Genomic DNA, 23,800 nt, shown 5'->3' on the forward strand with positions numbered 1-23,800 from the left:
AGATGGAACATTACATAAGTGTTTCAAATTTTCAAAGGAAATATAAGGAGGACAAAAATGAAGTTTACAATTGGCAGTATATATCATGGCTTTAAATTAATCCAGGAGAAAAAAATAGAAGAGATTAATTCAGTTACAAGAGTATTTGAACATGAAAAAAGTGGAGCTAGACTAATGCATTTAGAAAATGATGATGATAACAAAGTGTTTTCTATTGGATTTAGAACACCACCTAAAGATAGTAATGGACTTCCACATATTCTTGAGCATTCAGTACTTTGCGGATCAAGAAAATTTCCAACAAAGGAACCCTTTGTTGAACTCATAAAGGGATCGTTAAATACATTTTTAAATGCTATGACTTTTTCTGATAAAACAATATATCCTCTAGCTAGTAAAAATGAAAAAGATTTTTTCAATCTTATGGATGTATATTTAGATGCAGTTTTTCATCCTAATATTTATTCTAAACCCGAAATATTAATGCAAGAGGGTTGGCATTATGAATTGGAAAAGAAGGAAGATAAACTAACTTATAAAGGTGTAGTTTATAATGAAATGAAGGGTGCTTTTTCTTCTCCGGAAGGATGCCTTATGCGTAAAGTTCAAGAATCTTTATTTCCAGAAACCTCTTATGGTGTTGAATCTGGTGGAGATCCAGAATTTATACCGGATTTAACTCAGGAGGAGTTTTTAGAGTTTCATAAAAAATACTATCATCCTTCAAATAGTTATATATTCCTATATGGAGATGGAGACATTGATAAAGAGCTACAATTTATTAGTGAAAAATATTTAAATGATTTTGATAGAATTGTTGTAGATTCAGCTATTGCCCTACAAAAACCTTTTAGCAGTATGAAAGAACTTAAAATAGAGTATCCTATTTCATCAGATGATGATGAGAAAGACAAAAGCTTCTTGAGTATGAACTTTGTATGTGGGGATAATATTAGTAAGCCAGAACATCATTTAGCCTTTGAAATTTTAGAATATTTATTGCTAGAAAGTGCTGCAGCGCCTTTGAAAAGAGCGCTTGTAGAAGCAGACCTTGGAAAAGATGTATTTGGAAGCTTTGATAACAGCATCTTGCAACCAGTTTTTAGTATAGTAGTAAAAAACTCTAATGAAAGCCAAAAGGAAAAATTTAAAGAAGTTGTGTTTACAACTCTAAAGAATTTAGTTAAAGACGGCTTAGATAAAAAGCTAATAGAAGCATGTATAAATATTACGGAATTTAAGTTAAGGGAAGCCGATTTAGGAGGTTTTCCAAAAGGATTATTCTATTATATAACTAGTATGGACAGTTGGCTTTATGATAAAGATCCAACTATGCATTTAGAATATGAAAGTTATTTAAGTAAAATAAAAGCTGCATTAACTACTAATTATTTTGAAAGCCTTATAGAGGAGTACCTAATAAATAATGCACATAGTTCATTTGTTATTTTGAATGGTAAAAAGGGCCTAGCAGAGCAAAAGTCAAAGGCAGTAGAAGAAAAGCTAGCTAAGTATAAGGCGAGTCTTTCAGAAAAACAAATAGATGAAATAATAGGAGGAACTAAAGCTCTTAAAGAAAGACAAATGACACCAGATACTGTGGAAGTACTAGAAACAATACCACTACTTGAACTTTCAGATATTGAAGTTCCAGTAGAGCACTTACCTTTAAAGGAAAAGGATGAAAAGGGAGTAAAGGTATTATCTCATAATATATTTACTAATAAAATAGCTTATATAAATGTGTTATTTGACGCTAAAAAAGTAGATATGACGTTATTACCTTATGTAACTTTACTATCAACTCTTTTAGGAAGAGTAAGTACCCAAAATACTAAATATTCAGATTTATCTAATGAAATTAATATCCATACAGGTGGAATTCATTTTACAACAGAGATATATGGAGATAATAAAAATTTTGAAAAATACAGTCCAAAGCTTGTAGTAAAAACTAAAGCATTAGTTCCAAAGCTTCCTAAACTATTTGATCTTATGGCAGAGATAATTAATACCACTGTGTTTGATGATAAGAAGCGTTTGAAGGAACTAATTCAGCAATTGAAATCAAGGCAGGAAATGAAAATCCTTGATAGAGGACATATGGCAGCAGCTGGAAGACTTACTTCTTACTTTTCACCAGCTTCAGCTTATATAGAAAAAACTACAGGAATAGCTTTTTATGAATTCATAAGTGGAATAGAAAGAGACTTTGATAATAAAGCGCAGGATATTATTGAAAACTTAAAAAAGGTATCAAAGCTTATATTCAACAAGAACAATCTTATGATAAGTGTTACAGGAGAAGAGGATGTATATGATGCTTTTGCTGTGGAATTACCTAAGATTATAAGTATATTAGGAGAAGAAAAATTACCAGATGCAGAGTATAATTTTGAACTTAATAAAAACAACGAAGGATTATTATCTTCCTCAGATGTTCAGTATGTAGCTAAAGGATATAACTTCATTAAGAAGGGCTATTCTTATTCAGGTAAAATGCTAGTACTTAAAACTATAGCAAGTTTAGACTATTTATGGAATAGAGTACGTGTGCAAGGTGGAGCCTATGGCGGTTTTGCAAACTTAGCTAGGAGTGGTAACATTGTTTTTGTATCTTATAGAGATCCTAATGTAAAAGAGACACTAGTGGCTTACGACGGAATATGTGATTATATAGGAAGCTTTGAAGCTTCTGAAAGAGAAATGACCAAATATATAATAGGAACAATAAGTGAGCTTGATTCACCTTTATCACCTTCTATGAAGGGTGAGAGGGCTACAGCATATTATATAAGAGGTATTTCAGAGGCGCAAAGACAAGTGGAAAGAGACGAAGTATTAAGCACAAAGTCAGAGGACATTAAGTCTTTTAAATCACTATTAGATGACATTATAAAAGAAAATTGTTTTTGTGTACTGGGAAATGAGACAAAACTTAAAGACAACAAAGATATATTCACGAGTTTAGTGAATGTATTTAAATAATGAAAAGATGCCTGGTGCCACCCACGTGGCAAGTGGCATCTTTTTTTTAAAAACCAGAAAAGTTTTTATGAATTTTCATAAAATATAGGAGGTAACCGGTTCTATGTGTAGTATATTATAAAGTAATAGTTTAATATAAGGGGGCAATTTCCATGGCAATTAAGGCACTTTTTACATATAACTACGGCGGAGAGAAAATGAAAGATATAGAAACTTTTGGATATGATATAAAAGTAGTTAAAGAGCAAGATTTAATTTATAGTGATGATTTAGATGATGTAGAGGTTTTAATTTGTTATGACCCCTTTAAAACCCTAGAAATAGAGAAAATGAAAAAGCTAAAATGGATTCAATTATCTAGCATAGGAATTGATCAGCTACCTATTGATTATGTTAAAAACACTTCTATTATGATTACTAATAATAAAGGTGGTTATAGCATACCTATGGGCGAATGGATTGTATTAAAAGCACTAGAGTTATTTAAGAATAGTATGGGGCTATATGAAAATCAAACCAATAGGAAATGGAAAATAGATACAAGCATTATGGAGTTATATGGAAAGACTATTGGTTTTGTTGGAACAGGTACTATAGCGGTGGAAGCAGCTAAAAGATTTCAGGGCTTTGGGGTAAACATTGTAGGGGTGAATACAGATGGTAGAGATATTAAACATTTTAATAGATGTTATGCAATGTCAGATCTAAATGAAATGCTTAAATTATGCGATGTCGTTGTAGGTACGATACCATATACAAAAGCAACCCATCATTTAATTAATGAAGAGAGATTTGTGGCAATGAAAAAAGGAGCTTATTTCATAAATGTTTCTCGGGGAAATATTGTAGATGAAGTATGTCTAATAGAAAATTTGAAAAATGGGAAATTAGCAGGAGCGGCTTTAGACGTGTATGAAGAAGAACCTTTAAAAGAAAATAATGCACTATGGGATTTAAATAATGTTATATTAACCTCCCATAATTCCTGGATTTCAGAGATGAGAAATGAGAGAAGGTTTGACCTTATCTATAGGAATATGAAAAAATATGCACAAAGTGAAGAGTTAATAAATGTAGTAAATCTAAAAAAAGGGTACTAAAATACTACGTGGTAGCAGTGGCATTTATTTGAAACTTGCCACTTGCCACGTGGGTGGCACCAGAAGGAGAAAGTTATGAAAGCAGAAATATTGGCAGTAGGAACGGAAATATTATTAGGGGATATAGTAAATACAAATGCACAATACATTGCTAAGAGACTTGCAGACTTAGGAATATCAGTTTACCATCAGTCAGTAGTTGGAGACAATCCACAAAGACTATTTGAGGCATATAGACTAGCATTTAGTAGAGCTGACTTAGTTATAGCTACTGGGGGACTTGGACCTACAAAGGATGATTTAACAAAGGAAGTAGCCTTTGAATATTTTGGAAAACAAAGTGTAGTTCATAAACCTTCTCTAGAAATTATTGAAAATTATTTTAAATTTATGGATAGACCAATGGTTAAAAGTAATATTAAACAGGCATATTTCCCAGTAGATGCAGTTATTCTTCCTAATAATAATGGCACAGCGCCAGGATGCATAATTGATGAAAATGGGAAGATGGTTGTACTTTTACCTGGACCACCTAGAGAAATGAAGCCTATGTTTGAGGAGGCTGTAGTTCCTTATCTTCAAGAGTATCAGCAGGGGGTACTAGTTTCAAAGGTACTTAGGGTTATTGGAGTAGGAGAGAGCAGCGCCGAAGAAATGATTAAAGATATATTAGATAATCAAAGCAATCCTACTGTGGCACCTTATGCTAAAGATGGAGAAATGATTTTTAGAATGACAGCAAAGGCAAATTCGCAGCAGCAAGGTATAAAGCTCTTGGAGCCTATGGAAGCACAAATACGTAGCAAGTTAGGCACAAACATTTATGGGGAAGGTGATACAACCTTAGAGAATGTACTTGGAGGGATGCTCATAGATAAAAAGCTAACCATAGCCACTGCTGAATCCTGTACAGGAGGTATGGTAGCAGCAAAACTTATAAATTACCCAGGTATATCTTCTGTGTTTATGGATGGTGCCGTGACTTATAGCAATGAAGCTAAAATCAATAGATTAGGAGTTTCCAAAGAAACCTTAGATAAGTATGGTGCAGTAAGTAGTGAAGTAGCAGCAGAGATGGCACAAGGCATAGCAAAAACTGCAGGCACTGATATTGGAATTTCTACCACGGGAATTGCAGGCCCAGATGGTGGAAGCGATGAAAAACCAGTGGGACTTGTATATGTAGGTCTATATATGAAGGGTGAAGTTAAAACAAAAATGTTCAAATTATCTGGAGATAGACAGAGAATAAGAGAAAGAGCGACTATGCAACTTTTAGATTGGGTTAGACGAGAACTATTATAAATTATAAATATAAGCTATAGAAGCTACTATTTACATGCCAATAAAAGGTGGGATATAAATGCATAATAAAGAAATAAATATATGCTTAGTGGGATTTGGAAATGTAGCGCAAGAATTTTGTAGAATGTTAATAACTAAAAACCTAGAGCTTAAAGAGAGTACTGGATATGATATTAAAGTGACAGCTATTGCAGGTAAGTCTAAAGGCGGAATTATTAATGCCAAAGGAATAGACCTTACGAGGATCCTAAGAGATGAAAAAAATAGGGGGTGCTTTAATCCTACTGCAGAGGATAGCGTGACTATGGAAACATTACAAGTTATAAGGCACTGCAATGCTAACTTGTTAGTTGAACTAAGCAGTTTATCTATTTATGATGGACAGCCAGCAATAGCTCATATAGAAGCTGCTTTTGAGAGGGGCATGCATGTTATAACAGCAAACAAAGGTCCTATAGCATGGAATTATCAAAAGCTTCGTGATAATTCAAAGCAGAGAGGTCTTCAATTTTTATATGAAACCACTGTCATGGATGGGTGTCCTATTTTTAATCTTGTTAACCAAACACTACCTGGATGCAAAGTTTTATCCTTTAGAGGAATTCTAAACTCTACCACCAATTTTGTATTGGGAGAAATGGAAAGTGGAAGCAGTTATGAAGGGGCTATTAGAGAGGCTAAAATAAGAGGATTTGCAGAAGCTGACCCATCAATGGACATTGATGGGTGGGATGCCGCTGCAAAAACTTCAGCCTTACTAAATGTGTTAATGGATGCAAATATAAATCCTACAGAAATAGATAGACAAGGAATATCACATATTACTTTAGAAGATATTGAAAAGTCCAAAGAAAAACAGTGCAAAATTAAACTTTTATGTGAAGGATATATTGAGGATAATATAGTAAAAGGCAAGGTTCATCCTGCTAACATAAACTATGACGATATCTTTAGTAATATAGATGCTACCTCTTCTATATTAGCTATCACAACAGATTTAATGGGAGAAATACAAGTAATAGAAAAAAATCCTGAAATTCAACAAACTGCTTATGGTATATATAGTGATTTACTTACACTTATAAAGAATTTATAAAATGAAAGGCACATATCAACATTGATATGTGCCTTAAACAATAACTAAACTAATTTAGTTATATATGTTACTTGTATGAATTTATACGTTTTATCTAGTAGTAACAGGTGGAACAAAAACTCTTGCTGCCATTTCTGTATCTAGTAGATAAAGACTTGTAGGGTCATCTTTAATTCTTTGGAGTCTTTTTATTATGCGACTAAAGTTGGCTTCTTCTTCTACTTGCTCATCAATAAACCATTTAAGTAAGCTTATTGTAGCATGTTCTCTCTCCTGCGTAGCAATATCAGTAAGATTGTAGATTTTGCTAGTTACAATTTTCTCATGAGCATAGGATATTTCAAAAGCATCAAGAAGTGATTTATACTCATTTTGAGGGTCAGGCATACCTTCTAGAACTATCCTTCCGTTCATTTCATTTACATAATTATAAAATTTCATAGCATGAAATTTTTCTTCTTCAGCTTGAACTTTAAAGAAATTAGCAAAGCCATCAAAATCCTCTGCGGCACAGTAAGCAGCCATAGCTAAATAAAGGTGTGCAGAATAAAATTCGAAGTTTATTTGCTTGTTTATTTCATAGAGTAATTTTTCGCTTATCATAATAATAATCCTCCTCGTGTTCCTCTGTGGCACAAAATAATAATTATGCCCTTTAAAACGTGTATTTTAAATAGTATATAATATTGTTTTGTATTGATAATTATTTTTAATTAATTATCAATATTAAAGAATAACATTATTATACACCTAATAAATTACACTGTATATATTATTGCCAAATGTTAAAAATATATTAATATATTACTTTCATAAGGAAGATTTAAGGCAGTAATCTTTCTAAATCTATAATTCCGGCACCTTGCATATATTTGGGAGAATTTATTAAACTGGATGATACTTTTAGTAAGGCTAGGATATCTTTGAAAGATAAATTATTATTGTTTTCATAGAGCAGAGCACATATACCACTTATAAAAGCAGCTGAACATGAAGTTCCTGAGTAGGTGGTATATAAATTAGTGATATGAGTAGGGTAAAGCTTCATACCGTTTTTTTCAGAAACAAATTGCGTGTCTGATATTAAGGAACATATATTAACACAGGCAGAAATTAAATTTGGCTTATCCTGTTTTTTAAAAGGACCACAGGAAGAATAGTCATATATTTTTGGAATTCCTATACTATCATAGCCACCTACAGTTATACAATTACTAAGGGTTGCTATGCCTCTTATTGAACTTTTAATATTTTTATTACTTCCACTAGGAAGGATTACTACCAGACCCTTTGAAATAGCAAGGCCAAAAAGTTTTGAAAACAATGAAAGCACAAATTCATCAGTTTCCATGGTTTCAAAAGGAAGGAGAAGAATTTTGATATTAAAATCATTGCACTCGTTAATTAAAGTATCTATTGAAAATAAAATATCAGATATAAAGCCCTTTCCTAGTTTATTAAAGGCCTTAATCATATAAATATGGCTACCACTAGCAACCCCTTTGTACATACCTTTTGATCCATAGCCACTCCCACAAATAAGTCCACTCATAAAGGTACCATGACCATTATCATCATAAGGATAGTTTGAATTGTTAACAACATCCACAAATTTTTTAATCTTATTATTAGGATTTAATAAATCACAATGGGGATACACCCCACTATCAACTATTCCAACACCAATACCTTTTCCAGTAAGGTCATAGTTAGTTTGGAAGGATACACCATTAGAGGCCAGGATGCTATTGCCACATAAATATGCATAGGAATCAAAAGTTATATATGATACCTGTGGATATTCTAGTAATCTATCAATAGCAACAGAGGTTAAGATAGCACAAATACAGTTTACTCCTGGAATATGCCTTAGAATATCACATTTTAGGGATTTAATTTTATCAATGGTTTTACTTTCAAGGGATTTGCAGTATATTATTACCCTATAGTTTTCATATAGGTTACTTGTCAAAGCATGTCTCAAACTGGAATCTAACTTGTTTTTAAAGGAAAACATGTATGCCTCCTAATGTATTGTTACATTATTATAGTATATGTAATTTTTCAAAATATGTTAACAACATTTTTACATTGAGAATTATAAGTAGCTTGAAAGGATATGATTTAAAAAAAAAGAGCATATAATACTAAAATGAATTTCAGTATTATATACTTTTATTAAGGGTTTCAAGGATAAGAATTACAAAACTTTAATTCTTATTCTTCATATTCTACAAGTGAAAACATTTCCTTGCACATGTTAAAGAAAGCATTAGCAATAGGGGTCAGGGTACGCTTTGAGTTGATAATCAAATACAGATTCCTTTTTAAGAGTAAATCTTTAATTTTACTTATTTTAATTTTACTAGTATCAATATAATCCAAAGATATTTTCTCGGAAATAATAGATACTCCTGTTCCTAGTTTTACAAATTGAAGAAGGTTGTCCAACGTATTTACTTCACAAAATACGTTTAACAATTCGGGATTTATACCCTTTGATTCAAGAGCCACATCAAGGGTACTTCTAGTTGCTGAATTTTTCTCTCTAATTATAAATTTATATTTTAATAAATCCTTTAAATATATTTCGTCAGGAACATTCATATCAGTACTAGAAATTAAAACTAAATTATCTTCCATAAGTTTATAACTTTTTATTTTACAATTTTTAATTGTAGTTCCAACTATTGCAATTTCGCAGTTAAGATCTAAAATTTCTCTTATTATATCTCCAGAACTTTGTTCCGTAATATTAAAACGAACATCTGGGTAAAGATGGCTGAACCTCTTTATAAGATCTGGAACTAATGAGTTACAGGGGGTAGTGCTAGCTGATAAATTTAGATTTCCTGATATTACAGTATTAAAATTAGAAAGATTAGAAATAGCATTATTACGTGTGTTTACTATATTAATTGCATATTCTAAAAAAGATTTTCCAGCAGGTGTTAAGTAAACTTCTTTAGAGGTTCTGTCAAAAAGTTGAACATTTAATTCTCTTTCTAAACTAGCTATATGAGAACTTATTGTGGGTTGAGATAAAAAAATTGTACTAGCGGCCTTAGAAAAACTTTTAAACCTGGCTACACTAATGAAAGCTTCAATCTGTTTGAAATCCATAAGGGTCCTCCTTGCATAATAAATATATATAAATAGTAGTTCTTTCTAAAATTTAACATGAATGATTTTCATCTATAATTATGAAGGCGTTTTTGGTTAATTTCAATAGGTAAGTTAAAAAAATAACACTTATTTACAGAAAAAACAGAAAGAGAATATTACCCTTTCCATTTAAAGACTACTATACCAACTATCATTATACCAATTCCTATAAACTTAGATAAGGTGAATTTAATTTGCTCCGCACCAAATATTCCAAAGCTATCAATTATACCTGCAGTTAAAAGTTGAGCTATTAATATAGTTGCAATGGAGTAAGTTGGTCCTAAATCTGTTATACCTTGCATAACAGAAAATATAATTATGGCACCTAGAACTCCACCTAGTAAGTATAATTTATTTACCTCTTTTATTGCTTTGAAATTACCATTGCCGATGAAAAAGAGTATTATTAAGGTTAGAATTAGACCAGTTCCTTGAACAAAAACGTTAGTTTCCCAAAACCCAATTTTTTCACTAACCCTTGTATTAAAAACCCCTTGAAAACTCATGCAGATACCTGCAATTATAGAAAATATCAAACCCAATTACAATCACACTCCTCTGGGATAGTTTACCCAGAATGTAATGTAATATTAAAAAAATAGTTATAAGACTTCAAATATTGATAATTTAATATCCATTATCTTGTCTTTCATGATTAATGTTGTTTTTATATAAGTATGCATTTTGAATATCTTCTTTGGAAAATCCTAAATTTTCGCCTAAGCACAAGAAATTCTGAAAAATGTTAAGATAGTTATCTAATGAAGAACAAATTACAAATTCTGAAATGTTTATATATAAATCTAAGAATTGTTCGGATAATTCGTCATCAATGTGTTTTACACTTAAAGTAATATCTTCAAAGCCTTTTTCTAATCCAATGCTTAAAATAAAATGTATACAATCCACATACTCCTCAAGAATCATATTCTTACTTGAAGGTTTTTTTGTACTCCAAAATTTGAAACAACGAGTTTCATTTGCAAGTTCGCCAAGTTCCACTTGAAGAGATAGTATTTTTTTTCGTAACAACGGAATTCCAGCTAGAGTATGTTCTGATTCAATTCGTTTATCTAAAGCATCTTGCATTTCAAACAATTTTTGTAAGTCCATTTTTAAACCGCCTTTTCCTTTGATTATGTATATGCATTTTTTATAAAGTATATTTTTTAACTACCATTTCAGCAGAATTATTTATAGGTTTCCATAGTTCAATAGAATTTACTCTTATAGTTTTTGAGAAATTTTCATCTTTGGCTAGACTGCAAGCAGATAAATATTCGCTGTCAGACCATTCTCTATCAGCAAAATTCGTATTAGCTAGTGAAATATGTAAATTCCAATTTTCAATATGTTCTCTTACCACAAATCCTTGTGAATTTAAAATAGAGTTTAAATTTTTAGATAACTCATAAACAGTACCTTTATTTTCAATGTTTAAATTTACAGATTTATATGGAGGGGCAAAACAAATTACACCGTTTAATTCAACTTCAAACTCAACATAGTCCAAAAGGATTTTTTTTAAACAATCATCTAAATTCTGAAGGTCTGGATCAGTTATTATCTCTAGAGTTATGTGAAGTTTAGGTAAATCTGTGGTAGGGTTGTATAAACTATACTTTTCACAAATTGACTTTTGCAATGATTCTATATGTTTATAAGAAACTATATCAAATAATCCAACTAAGTAGTAAGTCATTTTTATCACCTTTCAATTTAAAGCATATTTTATGGTTTTTAGTATTCTCTTAGATTATAAGTTTTAACTACCATTTCTTTTTTATTACTAACCTGTTTCCATAATTCAAGCCTAGTAACCTTTGCAAATTTAAAAAAATCATCCTTATCTAAAGTAGAATCAATACAAATTGATCCTCCATTAGATGATTTTTTAATGATGTGATTGGCATTAGCTAGTAAAATGCGTAAATCAATATTATCGCCTTCGCTCTTAACATTAAATCCATGTAAATCTAAGGTATCAGTAATTATTCTTGCTAATCGATAAATATACCCTTTGTCTTCAACCTTAAGATTAACTTGACTAAAGTTTTCACTTAAATTAATAGCATTATTTATGTTAACTTTGAAATTTTTATAAGGAACCATGATTTTAGAAATAACAACATCTAATTTTTCTAAATCGGGGTTAGTTATAGAACTTATACATATATAAAGATTAGGAGAGCTTTTGTATAGTTTATATTTTCTACAAATATCTCTTTGTATATTTTGTATTGTGGTATTAGATCCGTCATCAAATAAAGCAACTAAAAAATATTTCATATTTTTCCTCCGAATAAAATTAATAACCAAGATTGGTTAACGTTATTTTGATTAAATTATAAATATATTATAACATAATTTTTGAGTTTTGTATTTTCCATGTAAATTTATGTATACACTTATTTTTAGCATAATTAATATTATTTATGTGAATAATAACTTTGTAATAAATTAAGGAGGTGCTTTTCAAATGGAGCATAATAATAGTATTGGGTGTACAGTAACTGAATGTAAATTTCATTGTCAGCATGATAATTATTGTACTTTAAACAAAATCGAAGTCATAAAACATGAAAGTGTTGCCAAAACAGTAGAATGTACAGACTGTGCAAGTTTTAAAACATTATAATAATATAAAAATCATTAGCTAAAAAGCTGGTCACTGAAAAAAACTTTTTTTCAGTGACGTATTCAAACTTAAACAGAAAAAGCATGAAATATTCATATTTTGAATATTTCATGCTTTTTAACTTAATTATTCTCTTTGGATTTGACCAACAACTTTCTTAGAATAAGCGGCATCTTATATCCAATAACTTCTTTAACCATAACATTAGCTTCTCTTTTTTTAATTAAGGTTGGGATTTCATCCTCATCTTTTGATAGTTTTACATTTTCTATGTGATTATTAATAGCTTCATTTAAATAGTTTAATTTAATAGAACTAATGATTTTTATATTATTATGAAAAAGATAAGCTTGATTTTAAAAACACGTGGATTTAATAAAACAATTTAGTTTCACATTTTTAAAATAAATGTGAAATGTAATTTAAATATGTTATAATAACATGTATATAAAAAATAAAAATAATTTTAATATGTTATTAGGTCAATTATCCACTATCCTAAAGGGATAGTGATTTTATACTTGAATTTATAAAGATAAAAATAAAAATAATGAAATATATAATATATAGTGAGGATGATACAAAAATGGATAAATTAGTAATTAACGGAGGTCAACCTCTAATTGGTCAAGTAGAAATAAGCGGTGCAAAAAATGCAGCAGTAGCAATTTTACCAATAGCAATAATTGCAAGTAGGGGTAGATGTATCATTGAAAATATTCCTGATATAGAAGATGTAAACTGTATCGAAAGAATATTGGAGAGTTTAGGTTGTAAAATTAAAAGAGAAAAAGATTCAGTTTCTATAGATAGTACAAACATAAATAGTATGGATGCTAATTCAGAAGATGTAAGAGCAATGAGAGCATCATATTATTTGATTGGTGCACTTTTAGCTAGATTTAAAAGAGCTAAAGTAGATTTGCCAGGGGGTTGCCCAATAGGGGTAAGACCTATAGACCAACATATAAAAGGGTTCGAGGCACTTGGAGCAACTGTAACTATTGAGAATGGTGCTGTAAATGTTCAGGCAGATAGACTAATTGGAACTAGTATTTACTTTGATGTTGTCAGTGTTGGTGCAACCATAAATGTAATGGCTGCAGCAACACTTGCAGAAGGTACAACTATTTTAGAAAATTCTGCAAAAGAACCCCATGTAGTTGACGTAGCTAACTTTTTAAACTCAATGGGAGCTAATGTTAAAGGCGCAGGTACTGATGTTATAAGAATAATAGGGGTAAAAGAATTAACAGGATGTAGTTACAGTGTAATTCCAGATCAAATTGAGGCGGGTACTTTTATGATAGCAGCCGCTGCTTGTGGTGGAGAAGTAACTGTAAATAATGTTATCCCAAAACATCTTGAGTCAATTTCTGCAAAACTTATGGAAATGGGAGCAGAGGTACATGAAGGTGGAGACAGTGTTACGGTTAAATCTAGTGGAAGACTTAAGGCTGTAAATATTAAGACCCTTCCTTACCCTGGATTTCCAACGGATGTGCAACAACCAATGAATACATTGTTGTGTATTTCTGAGGGTAGAAGCATAATAAATGAAAGCATCTGGGAAGCTAGATTTAAACATGTGGATGAACTTATAAAAATGGGTGCTAAGCTAAAAGTTGAAGGAAGTGTAGTTACAGTAGATGGTGTAGATAGGCTTACTGGAGCCGTGGTAATAGCATCTGATTTAAGAGCAGGGGCAGCATTAGTTATAGCGGGACTTATAGCAGAAGGTACTACTGAAATTTTAGGAATAGAACACATTGATAGAGGATATCCCAATATTGAAGAAAAATTTAGGAGGATAGGGGCAGATATAAGTAGAGTTAAGGGATAACAATATAAAATTAAAGGAGACAATTATGATTTTTTGTCCATTATATAGTGGGAGTAGTGGAAATAGTGTATTTGTAGCTTCACAAGAAACAAAAATTTTAGTGGATGTTGGGATGCCAGGAAAAAGCATTGAAAGTGCTCTTAAACATATTGATCAAAATCCTAATGATATTGATGGTATTTTTATTACTCATGAACATTCTGACCACATAAAAGGTGCAGGAATTGTTTCTAGAAGATATAACATACCAATATATGCGAATGAAGATACTTGGAAAGCTATGAAAAGTAAAATAGGTAATATAAAAGAACATAATATAAAAATTATTAATAATAATTTTGTGGATATAAATGATATGCATATAGTAAACTATAATATATCACATGATGCTGTGGCACCTATAGGGTATGCTTTTTATAGTGGTAAAAAGAAGGCTTGTATAGCTACAGATTTAGGCTATTTTTCTGATGAAGTAAAGAATATAATAAAAGATGCAGATGTAATTCTACTGGAGAGTAATCATGATGTTGAAATGGTAAAGTTTGGGCCATATCCTTATCCTTTAAAAAGAAGAATATTAAGTGATGTGGGTCATTTATCAAACGATGCATGTGGTCAAGCTATAGTAGATATAATGAATGATAAACAAAAGCATATTATTCTAGGTCATTTAAGTAAAACAAATAATTTCCCTGATTTAGCCTATCAGACAGTAATAAATATACTTAAAGATAATTATATTGAAATCGGAAGGGACATTTCTTTGAATTTAGCTAGGAGGGACATGCCAAGTGATGTAATTGATTTTTGAAGGAGAGGTCAAATATGAAAAAAGCAATAAAAATATTATTATGTTCATTGCTAATTGTTTCAACAGTATCGTTTTTGGGGTGCGAAAAAAAGAATCAAAAGAGTGTTACAAATAAAGAAAAACTTGAAAATCTGACACTTCCTCTAGAGAAAGATGACTTCATCCAAGTAGGTATTTATTTTGATGGTACTAAAGATGATTCTAATGTGCAAGTAGTTAAAGAAGAGAGAATCATCAATAAAGAAGAGCTTATTGGCGAAATTATTATGCAAGAAATTATAAAAGGACCTAGTGTAAAAAGTGGACTAAAACCAATACTGCCCAAAGAAACTAGGCTATTAAGTTTTTCTATTAAAGATAGTATTGCCTATGTTAATTTAAGTAAAGAAGCTAAAACAACTATGTCAATCGCAAAAGAAAAAAGTTGTTTAGAAAGTATAGCTTCGTCACTTATTCAATTACCATCTGTAGTAAAAGTAAAAATAAAAATGGAAAATAAGGATATAGATACTTTGGGTGGAAACTTCAATATATCCAAGCCCTTTAGTAAAGGGGAAGTAGTACCTATCAAAAAATAGGTGCTTAACTGTAAAAAGTGCATTTTATTTAAGAGTTTTAAACATATATGTTGAAAATTAATGAAATATTTATTATAATAACGTTATATAACAAAATACATTATCATTCGAAGGAGACTAGATCATGAGTTTATATAAAGAGTGGACAGATATGGTGGTTGACTATGTTAAACGTAGAGGAGAACCTGCATTTTGGCAAGAATACGGAGAAGTAGAAAAACGCATATACACTAAATTATTATCAAACCATAAAGACGAATTTAAAGGTACCATAGAAGAACTTGCAAAACGTTTTGATGTATCTACAATTTATTTTATGGGATTTACTGATGGAATAAACGACAGTCTTTTAAAAACTATAGTACTAGAAGAAACTGAGACTGATACTGAAGTAGAATTTAAAATAGACTATGAAAAACTTTATTTCAATATGTTAGATGCAAAAGCAGATTATTTATATGAACTTCCTCAATGGGAAGGTATTTTCTCTAAAGAAAAAAGAAAAGAAATTCAAAAGGCTTATAAAGATTCCAAAACAGTAGTTAATACTGAGAAAATTGGAAGAAATGACTTATGCCCTTGCGGAAGCGGTAAAAAATATAAAAAATGTTGTGGAAAATAATTCGCGCATAACTATATAAAATTATAAATGCATTATAATAAATGAAACTTTGCACTATTGTGGAAGGTTTTATTTACTTTTTTGATTTTTTTAATTAATTATAGACAAAATAATAAAACATAGATACATAAAAAATATTGACCGATATGGTCAAAAATGATATAATACTTTTATTAAAGTACTATAATAATATTTAGGTAATTATAAATTAGGAAGTGCGGTGAATTTATGTTTTCAAAGTTCTTAAACTTAAAACCAGAAAAACAAGAGAGAATATTACAGGCAGTCATTAAAGAATTTGCAGATAAAGGCTTTGATAAAGCATCTACAAATGACATTGTGAAAGAAGCAGGAATATCAAAGGGAATTTTATTTCATTATTTCCAAAACAAAAAAACACTATTCTTGTTTGTGTTTGATTACTGCGTGAAGATCTGTATGGATGAATTTAATGAAAAGGTTGATGAAAAAGAAAATGATATTTTCGGAAAATTACGTCAAATATCTTCCTTTAAACTGGAGCTCTTGTACAAATATCCTAGTATTTTTAAATTTTTAGAAACTGCCATAGGTGAGGGTTGTAGTGAGGTAAAAAGTGAAATAGAAGAAAAAAAGAAAGTGCTTTCTGATAGTAACTACAGTAAAGTATTTAATAATATTGATAAAACGAAATTTCGTGATGGTGTTGATGTAAGTAGGGTCATCAATATTATAATGTGGACACTTGACGGGTTTGGCACAAGCGAACTACAAAAGGCAAAAGCATCTGCAGCTAAACAAATGGACTATGAAAAAGTTTTTCAAGAGATGGATAGTTATATAGATATATTTAAAGATAGTTTTTATAAATAGTAATAAGGCTTCCGAAAGTATTTTTAAGTGAGCACAAAATAAATTCCATGGGAGGTTAAAATATGAATGTTATTGAAATTAAGAATTTGACTAAAAGTTACGGGAAGGCAAGAGGAATTATAGATGTGAGTTTTGATGTTGAGCAGGGAGAAATTTTTGGGTTTATTGGACCTAATGGTGCCGGCAAATCAACACTAATAAGAACACTATTAGCTCTTATTTATCCGACTTCTGGCAGTGCTACAATTTTTGGTAAGGACTGTGTGAAATTTGGACCGGAGATAAAAAAAGAAATAGGATATCTACCCTCAGAGGTTTTTTATTATGACAATATGAAAGTTATTGATCTACTAAAGTACTCAGCTAGTTTTTACAAGAGTGATTGTAGTAAAAGAATTGTGGAACTCGCAGAAATAATGGACCTTGACTTAAATAAAAAAATTGATGATTTATCCTTTGGTAATAAAAAGAAAGTTGGTATTGTCCAGGGACTTCTACATGAACCTAAACTTATTATACTTGATGAGCCTACCAGTGGCCTTGACCCACTTATGCAACAAAAGTTTTTTGAACTCCTAGAGGAAGAGAATAAGAAGGGTTCAACAATTTTACTTTCTTCTCATATTTTAAGTGAGGTTCAGAGGCTTTGTAATCGCGTTGCAATTATTAAAGAGGGAAAAATAATAAAGGTTGAAAAGATTAGTACATTACAAGAAAATAATCATAAAAAATTTAAAATTGAAGTAAAATCAAAAATAGATGATAATTATTTCAAAATTGACGGAGCCACTAATTTAGATATAAATGGTAACATAATAAGTTTTTTATTTAGAGGCAATATTAATTTTATTATGAAAAAGATTTCGGAAATAGAAATAATTAATCTTTGGATTGAAGAGCCAGATCTTGAAGAGATATTTATGCATTATTATGAAAAGGAGCTACCAAACTGCTTAAAAAAATCTTAACAATTTTAAATAAAAATGAACATATTCAGTTGTTCATGCAGTAAACGTTGCTTTCAAGCCTAAGTGAGTGTAGCATCTGAAAAGATTGTAGCACGATGAACTACGTGAAATGACAGGTTAAAGACGTACCTTTAGATGTACTTCAGTCTGAAGCTCTACGATAATGAGGAGGAAAATAATCTAAGGTTTTGCTACGGCTTAACTATGATTAGACACACCGAAATCCAGTGCACCATCATTTTACATTGGCAAGAAGAAAAATTTCCCGAAGGGAGGTTGACTAGAGATGGTCGAATATTCATTTGTACTGGACTTATCTGGTAACAGATTAAGTCCATGTAACAAAAATAAAGCTTATTATCTTATTAGAAATAAAAAAGCTAAAATGCTTAATAAATTTCCAATGGTAATACAATTATTTAAAATAGTTAAGGAGGATAATACTGATAAAACTAAAACTTATCTTGGAATTGACGATGGAAGCAAACATGTTGGGCTAGGAATAATTCAAAATTGTGAAACTAAAGTAAAACCAATATTTAAGGGAACTATAGAACTTAGAAATGATGTTTCTAAGAAGATGACTATTAGAAAAGGGTATAGAACCTATCATAGATATCATAAAAGGTATCGAGAAAAAAGATTTAACAATAGAAAATCGTCTGAAAGAAAAGGTAGACTTGCTCCAACAGTTATGCAGAAGAAACAGTCCATTTTAAAAAGTGTGAGCCAGATAATCAAATGGATTAAGATAGATTCTATATATTTAGAAAATGTTTTAATAGATATACGAGTCCTAACTGAAGGTCAAAAACTATATAAATGGCAATATCAAAAATCTAATAGATTAGATAATAACATTAGGATAGCAGCACTCAAGAGAGATAACTTTACTTGCGTTGATTGTGGTTCTAAAGAAAATCTAGAAGAACACCATATTAAGCCAAGACGTGCTAAAGGAGCAGATAGTATACACAATGTTGTAACCTTATGTAAATCCTGTCACATAAAAACTTTTGGCAAAGATATCGAGCTAATGGATAAATACCTAGCTGTAATAAAAGGTAAAAAATTAAATCTTAGCGATGCAATGCATGTTATGCAAGGTAAAAAATATTTACAAACTGAGCTTAAGAAAATAGCCTCATTATATTTAACTACGGGTGGCGATACTGCAAACCATAGAAATGATTGGAATATAGAAAAGTCTCACTCTAATGACGCTTTAGTTATATGTAACTTAGATATCAAAAAAAGTAATATTGATGTCAAAGACTGGCAACTAACGCCTTTACGTAAAAAATCTAAGGGTGACGTAGAACTGAGTGTAAAAGGATTTAAACATAGAGATTATGTAAGATATACCAAGAAAAACGGAACCGAGTATATTGGATATATTACAGCATTGTACCCAAATAAAAATCAATTTAATATGACACAAACAAACGGTGGAATATTAAAAAGATATGGTCTGAAAAGTCTAAAGCTATTATCAAGACCAAAATGTATACGGTGGGCTTAATAAAAAAATAAGGAGGTGAACTGGTGAATTAAATCAAATGTATAATTGTGTTAAGATTTAATTAACCAGATATAAGATATGAATATGTTTTTACACGAAATGAAGGCTTATAGGAAATCCAATATTATATGGACAGTTACCCTAGTTACACTTGTTATACTTATGCTTGCAATGTTTCCAGCCTTTTCAAAGGAAGTTGAAACATTTAAAAAATTAATGGAAGGATTTCCAGAACCAGTAAGAAAAGCATTGGGACTTTCTGTAGATAGCATGTCTTCTATCTTAGGATTTTATTCCTATATATTTTTATATATAACACTTTGCGGAGCAATTCAAGCCATGAATTTAGGAACTTCAATTATATCCAAGGAAACAAGTGGGAAAACAGTAGATTTCCTTTTAACAAAACCTGTTACCCGCAGCAAGATTATGACATCAAAGCTAATAGCTGCAGTAACATGCTTGATAATTACTAATGCTATCTATTTAGTGGCTGCTAGTATTATGGCATCAATTGTAAAAACTGCAGACTATAGTTACAAAATATTTTTTATGATCTCTATTACGTTGTTTTTTGTTCAGCTTATGTTTTTATCTCTAGGGATTATAATTTCTGTAATGGCTTCCAAGATTAAATCTGTGATACCTATTTCTCTCGGCACAGTATTTGCATTTTTCTTTATTGGGATGATTGCATCTACGTCGGAAGATGGTGCTTTGCGTTATATTACTCCCTTTAAATATTTTGATACAAACTATATTGTAAAAAATTCTAGTTATGACACAACATTTATTATAATAGAAATAGCATTTATTATTTTAGCAATTAATTCCAGTTATTTCGTATACGCTAAAAAGGATATTCATGCTGTGTAACAAGTAATATTGTAGTACAGCAGGTAATGATTAAGGAATATAAGGAGGTCAATTTATGAATATATTTATTGTAGAGATGAAAGCCCATAGAAAAAGTCTTATTATATGGGCTTTTGGTATATTACTTATGATTGCTGGTGGTATGGGAAAATATGTTGCATTTTCATCTGATAGCCAATCTATAAATGAGCTAATGTCACAAATGCCAAAATCTATGCAAGTCATTATGGGTATGGGTACTTTTGATTTGTCAAAAGCCAGTGGTTTTTATGGAGTAATCTTTTTATACCTAGTTCTTATGGCAACGGTACATGCTACTATGCTTGGATCAGATATAATTTCAAAGGAAGAACGGGATAAAACTGCAGAGTTTCTAATGGTAAAACCTATTTCAAGGAAAAAAATTATAACATCAAAACTATTGGCAGCTATATTAAATATTTTAATATTTAATATTATTACATTAGTGATTTCAATAATTATAGTTAGAAAATACAGTAATGGGGAAGCCGTAAGTTCAGATATAGTAATTTTAATGGTTGGAATGTTCATTTTGCAACTTATGTTTATGTTTATCGGAACAGCCATAGCTGCAATATGTAAAAAACCAAAGTCGGCTACATCAATATCAACGGCAGTACTATTAATTACATTTATGCTATCTATAGCAGTAGATATGAACAGCAAGCTTGAAAGCCTTAAATACTTTACCCCATTTAAATATTTTGATGCTAAAAACTTGATGTATGGCGGTGGACTTCAATTGGGTTTTGTAATACTATCGATTATAATTATTTCTGCAATGGTGTGGATCACATATACTTTTTATGAAAAAAGAGATATGAATATATAGTAGTAATATAGAAATTTGAAATGTGGGATTCAATAGTATAAAATATTTATGACAACATTAATATTACAGTAGTGCAGATGGCGTATATATACGATGAAGGAGATTTAAAATGAACATAACTATAATTTGTGTAGGAAAAATAAAAGAGAAATATTTGAAAAGTGCTATAGATGAATATACTAAAAGACTATCTAGATACTGTAAACTGAATATTATTGAACTAAGTGATGAGAAAACTCCAGATAATGCTTCAGAGAAAGAAGAGATTATAATAAAAGAAAAAGAAGGGGAGGCAATACTTAAGAATATAAAGGATAGTATGTTTGCTATTGCACTAGAACTAAAGGGAAATATGCTATCTTCAGAAGAGCTTTCTAGTTACATAATGGATTTAGGAGTAAGAGGAGAAAGTAATATAGCTTTTCTTATTGGAGGATCCTTAGGGCTATCTAAGGCAGTTCTAGGAAGAGCTAATTATAAACTGTGCTTTTCAAAGATGACTTTTCCACATCAACTATTTAGAGTTATGTTACTGGAGCAGATTTACAGAGGGTTTAGAATAATAAGTGGTGAACCGTACCACAAATAACGGATAACTTTTTTGATTATACTTTGAAATGCATGAAGAATCCCCCATAGTAGAGGATTCTCCTGCTTTGTCTTTAAGAAAGTATCTTTGAATATCTTCATCAAATTTTAGGTTGATTTTATCAATCTTTTTATCATTAGTTACTGATATATCTTTAATTATAAGCTGTAATAAAGATTTTTGATTTTCTATCGGAGCAGTTCTTAAGCTATTTTCAAAATTATTTAATATATGTTCTACAAATTCATAAGGTATATAATCAGTAGTTTGGCTATCTAATTCACTTTCAATATGAGATTTCCTTTGAATTGAAGATTCTTTTTCTGTTTCTAATCCTTCAAGCTTTTTTGATAATACCTCTTTAGTTATTATATTTTCCATATATAAATCAAAATATTTAGTGTTTTTTCTGTCGCATTCATTGATTTTTCTGTTAATAATAATAAGTTCTTCATTTAAAGGCTTAACAATATTTTGTCTTTTCTCATTAATATTATCAACAATATCTTGTAATATTTGTCTATTGCATAGAATTTCTTGTAGCCTATGAAAAATATAATTTTCTGCATAATCAGCACGAATACCATTAGATTTACATACAGCAGTGCCTTTATTCCTCCATTGACCACAAGTATAGTATTTATGAATAGTATAAGTTCCATCTTTGTTTTTCTTCTTAGTTCTATGTGATACCATTCCTGCTCCGCATACTGGACATCTTATTAACCCTGTAAGGGGAAACGTACCTTCAAAGGTTTTAGGAGGTTTCCCACTTTTTGCTTTATACAGACAATGGACTTTTCCCCATAATTCTATACTGATAATTGCTTCCTGTTTTCCATCTACAATAATATAATCATTTGAGGTACTCCTTCCTATCGTACTGTAGTTTGGATTTCTTCCAAAGCGAATCTTTCCTATATAAATCGGATTATGAAGAATGTCCTTTATTCCATTCACATTAAAAGGATTGCCTTTTTTAGTTTTATATCCTTCATGGTTTAATTGGTTTGTTATAGCTTTTAACCCTTTTCCATTAGCATAGAGATTAAAAATTCTTTGAACAATCATTGATTCTTCTGGAATGATTTCAAGATGTGTTTCCCTATTTTTTCGACTTCCTGTACTTATATCTACTGATTTATAACCAAGAACTATGCCACCATTCCAGTTCCCTTCTTGGGCACGTTGCTTCATGCCCATTTTTACATTATCAACTATAGTATTTCTTTCAAGTTCTGCTACACTTCCCATCATTTGAAGGGCAAATCTACCCATAGGGGTTTCAGTTTCAAAGTTTTCGCTGTAACTTCTAAATGTTACATTGTATTTACTAAGTTCATCTACAAGGTTCATTAAATCATTTTGCTTTCTTGATAAACGATTAATTTTCCATACAATTACTTCATCAAATAGACCATTCCTAGCATCTGTCATCATTTGCTTAAGCCGAGGTCTAGCATCTACTGATTTCCCAGAAATACCACTGTCTACATATTCTTTATATGGAAGTTTGTTTGATTGCTTACAATATTCATAAAGTATTTTAAGTTGAGCATCTATGCTATACCCATGTTCTGCTTGTTCTTGAGTAGATACCCTTGCATATATAGCAACTCTATTAACTTTGTTTTGTGTAGTTTGCATACTTATTTCCTCCCTCTAACTGCTTTTTATTGTCTTCTGTTGTTTTAGATTTCATAACTATTTCTGATAAAAGATTTATAAATGCTTTATAGTTGGTATTATTTGAAGACTGTTCTTTCATTTTTTATTGCCCCTCTCCATAGCTTATTGTTGATTCATAATAAATAAAGACGAGACAATAAAATTTACATCCAAATTTTGAATGAAAAAATCACTTTATAACTCATCTTCCGACTATACAAAAACCCTTTTAATGAATTACATTTGTAATAAATTCATTAAAAGGGTAATAAATACAAAAAGGATTTTATTAAATTATGTCGAATATACATACTCACATAGAA

General features: G+C 30.4%; 24 protein-coding genes. 15 read left to right on the forward strand and 9 right to left on the reverse strand.

All coding sequences use genetic code 11. The features are described 5' to 3' along the window. Positions 1-57: 57 nt before the first annotated feature. The 4 genes from ACREVU_RS17945 (at position 58) to ACREVU_RS17960 (ending at position 6,489) form a co-directional block, all read left to right on the forward strand. Positions 58-2,988, forward strand: coding sequence for an insulinase family protein (locus ACREVU_RS17945; protein ID WP_431552966.1), 2,931 nt, complete (start codon positions 58-60; stop codon positions 2,986-2,988). A 152-nt stretch (positions 2,989-3,140) separates the two neighbouring features. Then, on the forward strand, positions 3,141-4,088 hold the full coding sequence (locus tag ACREVU_RS17950) for a phosphoglycerate dehydrogenase (protein WP_431552967.1): 948 nt from the start codon (positions 3,141-3,143) through the stop codon (positions 4,086-4,088). A 75-nt stretch (positions 4,089-4,163) separates the two neighbouring features. Beyond that, entirely contained in the window at positions 4,164-5,393 is a 1,230-nt protein-coding gene (locus ACREVU_RS17955; protein ID WP_431552968.1) for a competence/damage-inducible protein A, read from the forward strand. 58 nt (positions 5,394-5,451) lie between these two features. Further along, complete coding sequence (locus ACREVU_RS17960; RefSeq protein ID WP_431552969.1) at positions 5,452-6,489, forward strand: hypothetical protein; 1,038 nt, start codon at positions 5,452-5,454, stop codon at positions 6,487-6,489. A 90-nt stretch (positions 6,490-6,579) separates the two neighbouring features. Here the strand turns inward: ACREVU_RS17960 and ACREVU_RS17965 are convergent, their stop codons facing one another. The 7 genes from ACREVU_RS17965 to ACREVU_RS17995 all read right to left on the reverse strand — a co-directional run bounded on the left by ACREVU_RS17965 (position 6,580) and on the right by ACREVU_RS17995 (position 11,946). Then, complete coding sequence (locus ACREVU_RS17965) at positions 6,580-7,092, reverse strand: ferritin (RefSeq protein ID WP_431552970.1); 513 nt, start codon at positions 7,090-7,092, stop codon at positions 6,580-6,582. Positions 7,093-7,312: 220 nt separating this feature from the next. Then, the gene (locus ACREVU_RS17970; protein WP_431552971.1) at positions 7,313-8,506 is read right to left on the reverse strand and encodes a S8 family serine peptidase; all 1,194 of its coding nucleotides are present in this window, start codon (positions 8,504-8,506) and stop codon (positions 7,313-7,315) included. Between the two features lie 200 nt (positions 8,507-8,706). Further along, the gene (locus ACREVU_RS17975) at positions 8,707-9,612 is read right to left on the reverse strand and encodes a selenium metabolism-associated LysR family transcriptional regulator (RefSeq protein ID WP_431552972.1); all 906 of its coding nucleotides are present in this window, start codon (positions 9,610-9,612) and stop codon (positions 8,707-8,709) included. 158 nt (positions 9,613-9,770) lie between these two features. Then, positions 9,771-10,199 carry a DMT family transporter gene (locus ACREVU_RS17980; protein ID WP_431552973.1) on the reverse strand — a complete coding sequence of 143 codons (429 nt, stop codon included), beginning with the start codon at positions 10,197-10,199 and terminating at the stop codon, positions 9,771-9,773. An 85-nt stretch (positions 10,200-10,284) separates the two neighbouring features. After that, entirely contained in the window at positions 10,285-10,770 is a 486-nt protein-coding gene (locus tag ACREVU_RS17985; RefSeq protein WP_431552974.1) for a dUTP diphosphatase, read from the reverse strand. 40 nt (positions 10,771-10,810) lie between these two features. After that, entirely contained in the window at positions 10,811-11,359 is a 549-nt protein-coding gene (locus tag ACREVU_RS17990) for a 2'-5' RNA ligase family protein (protein ID WP_431552975.1), read from the reverse strand. Between the two features lie 38 nt (positions 11,360-11,397). Next, on the reverse strand, positions 11,398-11,946 hold the full coding sequence (locus ACREVU_RS17995) for a hypothetical protein (RefSeq protein ID WP_431552976.1): 549 nt from the start codon (positions 11,944-11,946) through the stop codon (positions 11,398-11,400). Between the two features lie 190 nt (positions 11,947-12,136). Here ACREVU_RS17995 and ACREVU_RS18000 point away from each other — a divergent pair, with 190 nt between their 5' ends. From ACREVU_RS18000 to rlmH, 11 genes are all read left to right on the forward strand, one after another. Further along, entirely contained in the window at positions 12,137-12,295 is a 159-nt protein-coding gene (locus ACREVU_RS18000) for a DUF1540 domain-containing protein (RefSeq protein WP_431552977.1), read from the forward strand. A gap of 586 nt (positions 12,296-12,881) precedes the next feature. Next, positions 12,882-14,138 carry a UDP-N-acetylglucosamine 1-carboxyvinyltransferase gene (murA, locus tag ACREVU_RS18005; RefSeq protein WP_431552978.1) on the forward strand — a complete coding sequence of 419 codons (1,257 nt, stop codon included), beginning with the start codon at positions 12,882-12,884 and terminating at the stop codon, positions 14,136-14,138. Between the two features lie 25 nt (positions 14,139-14,163). After that, positions 14,164-14,949 (forward strand): MBL fold metallo-hydrolase, encoded by a 786-nt coding sequence (locus ACREVU_RS18010; RefSeq protein ID WP_431552979.1) that lies wholly within the window; start codon positions 14,164-14,166, stop codon positions 14,947-14,949. Between the two features lie 14 nt (positions 14,950-14,963). After that, complete coding sequence (locus ACREVU_RS18015; protein WP_431552980.1) at positions 14,964-15,527, forward strand: GerMN domain-containing protein; 564 nt, start codon at positions 14,964-14,966, stop codon at positions 15,525-15,527. Between the two features lie 124 nt (positions 15,528-15,651). Continuing rightward, positions 15,652-16,149, forward strand: a complete 498-nt coding sequence (locus ACREVU_RS18020) for an SEC-C metal-binding domain-containing protein (RefSeq protein ID WP_431552981.1) — start codon at positions 15,652-15,654, stop codon at positions 16,147-16,149. Between the two features lie 228 nt (positions 16,150-16,377). Then, positions 16,378-17,001 carry a TetR/AcrR family transcriptional regulator gene (locus tag ACREVU_RS18025; protein WP_431552982.1) on the forward strand — a complete coding sequence of 208 codons (624 nt, stop codon included), beginning with the start codon at positions 16,378-16,380 and terminating at the stop codon, positions 16,999-17,001. Positions 17,002-17,063: 62 nt separating this feature from the next. Continuing rightward, on the forward strand, positions 17,064-17,969 hold the full coding sequence (locus tag ACREVU_RS18030; protein WP_431552983.1) for an ABC transporter ATP-binding protein: 906 nt from the start codon (positions 17,064-17,066) through the stop codon (positions 17,967-17,969). A gap of 286 nt (positions 17,970-18,255) precedes the next feature. After that, positions 18,256-19,491, forward strand: a complete 1,236-nt coding sequence (gene iscB, locus ACREVU_RS18035) for an RNA-guided endonuclease IscB (RefSeq protein ID WP_431552984.1) — start codon at positions 18,256-18,258, stop codon at positions 19,489-19,491. Between the two features lie 78 nt (positions 19,492-19,569). Beyond that, positions 19,570-20,367: an ABC transporter permease subunit gene (locus ACREVU_RS18040; RefSeq protein WP_431552985.1), complete on the forward strand. Its 798-nt coding sequence runs from the start codon at positions 19,570-19,572 to the stop codon at positions 20,365-20,367. Positions 20,368-20,422: 55 nt separating this feature from the next. Continuing rightward, positions 20,423-21,220: a DUF2705 family protein gene (locus ACREVU_RS18045; RefSeq protein ID WP_431552986.1), complete on the forward strand. Its 798-nt coding sequence runs from the start codon at positions 20,423-20,425 to the stop codon at positions 21,218-21,220. Positions 21,221-21,329: 109 nt separating this feature from the next. Then, positions 21,330-21,809, forward strand: coding sequence for a 23S rRNA (pseudouridine(1915)-N(3))-methyltransferase RlmH (gene rlmH / locus ACREVU_RS18050; RefSeq protein WP_431552987.1), 480 nt, complete (start codon positions 21,330-21,332; stop codon positions 21,807-21,809). Here the strand turns inward: rlmH and ACREVU_RS18055 are convergent. Continuing rightward, complete coding sequence (locus ACREVU_RS18055; protein ID WP_431552988.1) at positions 21,750-23,456, reverse strand: recombinase family protein; 1,707 nt, start codon at positions 23,454-23,456, stop codon at positions 21,750-21,752. The two genes, rlmH and ACREVU_RS18055, sit on opposite strands and share 60 nt — an antisense overlap. After that, positions 23,431-23,577, reverse strand: coding sequence for a hypothetical protein (locus ACREVU_RS18060; protein WP_431552989.1), 147 nt, complete (start codon positions 23,575-23,577; stop codon positions 23,431-23,433). The genes ACREVU_RS18055 and ACREVU_RS18060 overlap by 26 nt, the downstream gene beginning before the upstream one ends. Positions 23,578-23,800: the final 223 nt, after the last annotated feature.

Source organism: Clostridium sp., from assembly GCF_050717535.1.
Classification (GTDB): domain Bacteria; phylum Bacillota; class Clostridia; order Clostridiales; family Clostridiaceae; genus Clostridium_AD.

What these genes read in the sequence shown, in the direction of transcription:
- ACREVU_RS17945 (WP_431552966.1), top strand. Translation starts at nt 58, where the DNA reads ATGAAGTTTACAATTGGCAGTATATATCATGGCTTTAAATTAATCCAG.
- ACREVU_RS17950 (WP_431552967.1), top strand. Translation starts at nt 3,141, where the DNA reads ATGGCAATTAAGGCACTTTTTACATATAACTACGGCGGAGAGAAAATG.
- ACREVU_RS17955 (WP_431552968.1), top strand. Translation starts at nt 4,164, where the DNA reads ATGAAAGCAGAAATATTGGCAGTAGGAACGGAAATATTATTAGGGGAT.
- ACREVU_RS17960 (WP_431552969.1), top strand. Translation starts at nt 5,452, where the DNA reads ATGCATAATAAAGAAATAAATATATGCTTAGTGGGATTTGGAAATGTA.
- ACREVU_RS17965 (WP_431552970.1), bottom strand. Translation starts at nt 7,092, where the DNA reads ATGATAAGCGAAAAATTACTCTATGAAATAAACAAGCAAATAAACTTC.
- ACREVU_RS17970 (WP_431552971.1), bottom strand. Translation starts at nt 8,506, where the DNA reads ATGTTTTCCTTTAAAAACAAGTTAGATTCCAGTTTGAGACATGCTTTG.
- ACREVU_RS17975 (WP_431552972.1), bottom strand. Translation starts at nt 9,612, where the DNA reads ATGGATTTCAAACAGATTGAAGCTTTCATTAGTGTAGCCAGGTTTAAA.
- ACREVU_RS17985 (WP_431552974.1), bottom strand. Translation starts at nt 10,770, where the DNA reads ATGGACTTACAAAAATTGTTTGAAATGCAAGATGCTTTAGATAAACGA.
- ACREVU_RS17990 (WP_431552975.1), bottom strand. Translation starts at nt 11,359, where the DNA reads ATGACTTACTACTTAGTTGGATTATTTGATATAGTTTCTTATAAACAT.
- ACREVU_RS17995 (WP_431552976.1), bottom strand. Translation starts at nt 11,946, where the DNA reads ATGAAATATTTTTTAGTTGCTTTATTTGATGACGGATCTAATACCACA.
- ACREVU_RS18000 (WP_431552977.1), top strand. Translation starts at nt 12,137, where the DNA reads ATGGAGCATAATAATAGTATTGGGTGTACAGTAACTGAATGTAAATTT.
- murA (WP_431552978.1), top strand. Translation starts at nt 12,882, where the DNA reads ATGGATAAATTAGTAATTAACGGAGGTCAACCTCTAATTGGTCAAGTA.
- ACREVU_RS18010 (WP_431552979.1), top strand. Translation starts at nt 14,164, where the DNA reads ATGATTTTTTGTCCATTATATAGTGGGAGTAGTGGAAATAGTGTATTT.
- ACREVU_RS18015 (WP_431552980.1), top strand. Translation starts at nt 14,964, where the DNA reads ATGAAAAAAGCAATAAAAATATTATTATGTTCATTGCTAATTGTTTCA.
- ACREVU_RS18020 (WP_431552981.1), top strand. Translation starts at nt 15,652, where the DNA reads ATGAGTTTATATAAAGAGTGGACAGATATGGTGGTTGACTATGTTAAA.
- ACREVU_RS18025 (WP_431552982.1), top strand. Translation starts at nt 16,378, where the DNA reads ATGTTTTCAAAGTTCTTAAACTTAAAACCAGAAAAACAAGAGAGAATA.
- ACREVU_RS18030 (WP_431552983.1), top strand. Translation starts at nt 17,064, where the DNA reads ATGAATGTTATTGAAATTAAGAATTTGACTAAAAGTTACGGGAAGGCA.
- iscB (WP_431552984.1), top strand. Translation starts at nt 18,256, where the DNA reads ATGGTCGAATATTCATTTGTACTGGACTTATCTGGTAACAGATTAAGT.
- ACREVU_RS18040 (WP_431552985.1), top strand. Translation starts at nt 19,570, where the DNA reads ATGAATATGTTTTTACACGAAATGAAGGCTTATAGGAAATCCAATATT.
- ACREVU_RS18045 (WP_431552986.1), top strand. Translation starts at nt 20,423, where the DNA reads ATGAATATATTTATTGTAGAGATGAAAGCCCATAGAAAAAGTCTTATT.
- rlmH (WP_431552987.1), top strand. Translation starts at nt 21,330, where the DNA reads ATGAACATAACTATAATTTGTGTAGGAAAAATAAAAGAGAAATATTTG.
- ACREVU_RS18055 (WP_431552988.1), bottom strand. Translation starts at nt 23,456, where the DNA reads ATGCAAACTACACAAAACAAAGTTAATAGAGTTGCTATATATGCAAGG.
- ACREVU_RS18060 (WP_431552989.1), bottom strand. Translation starts at nt 23,577, where the DNA reads ATGAAAGAACAGTCTTCAAATAATACCAACTATAAAGCATTTATAAAT.